The sequence below is a fragment of the Cupriavidus sp. L7L genome (assembly GCF_004353535.1).
GTDB classification, from domain to species: domain Bacteria; phylum Pseudomonadota; class Gammaproteobacteria; order Burkholderiales; family Burkholderiaceae; genus Cupriavidus; species Cupriavidus oxalaticus_A.
In genome coordinates, this window is sequence record NZ_SMNY01000082.1 from 1 (window position 1) to 1,171 (window position 1,171).

General features: G+C 61.1%; 1 protein-coding gene. It reads right to left on the reverse strand.

The features are described from left to right. Window positions 1–1,102 (reverse strand): IS3 family transposase gene (locus E1J61_RS35595; protein WP_243737110.1). Its coding sequence is split into 2 segments (ribosomal slippage), with 1,103 coding nucleotides annotated over them: window positions 1–835 and window positions 835–1,102; the frame shifts between segments, so codons are not numbered across the junction. This gene is flagged as partial in the annotation. Window positions 1,103–1,171 lie beyond the last annotated feature (69 nt).

Genomic DNA, 1,171 nt, shown 5'->3' on the forward strand with positions numbered 1-1,171 from the left:
AGGGTTGAGTGCAAGCGCACCGGGTTATAAAAGCCAACGATGTACTGGGTGATGTCGCGCCGTGCCTCGGCGTGGTTGGCATACTGACGCTGCCACACGCGCTCCATCTTCAGGTTCAGGAAGAACCGTTCCATCACCGAGTTATCCCAGCAATTGCCTTTTCGACTCATGCTGCAAACAATCTGATGGCGTGCCAGCAAGGCCTGATACTCCGCGCTCGCGTACTGGCTGCCCCTATCCGAGTGCAGCAGCAGTCCCGGCGCTGGCCTTCGCTGCTGCAGCGCCATGGTCAATGCCGACATGACCAAGTCGGCCGGCATGGTCGGCGCCATCGACCAGCCCACGACCTTGCGTGAGTGCAAGTCCAGCACGACCGCCAGGTACAGCCAACCTTGGGCCGTGCGGATATACGTTATGTCGGAAGTCCAGGCCCGATTCGGCTCGGCCACGTCAAATTGCCGGTTCAGCACGTTCTCTGCCACTGGCAGCGTGTGCTTGCTGTCAGTCGTCGACACGAACTTACGCTTCCAGGTCGCACGCAACCCCGCTTCGTGCATCAGCCTACGGACCCGGTAGCGGCCAAGGCGCACCCCTTGTTCCCGCACCGCATGCATGACACGCCGGCTGCCGTAGCTCGCGCCGCTCGCAGCGAACGCCGCTTTGACGTGGGTCTGCTCCTGCAGAGTCTTCGTGCTTGGCTTGGCGCTGCGGTGCGCATAGTAGCCCGAGCGGCTCACCTGCAATACCCGGCAGGCGTTACTGACCGATACGGCCTCCTGTTGCAAGTGGGCTACCACCCGGTAGCTCACTTCAGTTCCCGCGCAAAGAAGGCCGAGGCTTTTTTTAGCAACGCGTTGTCCTCGCGCAGTTGCCGATTCTCTGCCTCCAGTTGCCGGATGCGCTGCTGTTCCGCCGTCAGCGGCTTGCCCACGCCAGGTCCGCCGGCGCACTCCGCATCGTACTGCGCAATCCAGCGCCGAACGGCCGTCTCACCAAGCTCCATCGACCGGCACACCTCGCTGACCGATAATCCTTGGTCTCGCACCATCCGTACCACTTCCAGCTTGAAGCTGGCGTCAAATTGTCGGCGCCTTCTTGTCATCTATCTTTCTTCCTCGTCGATTCCGGATTGTCCTCCTATCGACCTGTCCGAGGAAATTAGACCACCACA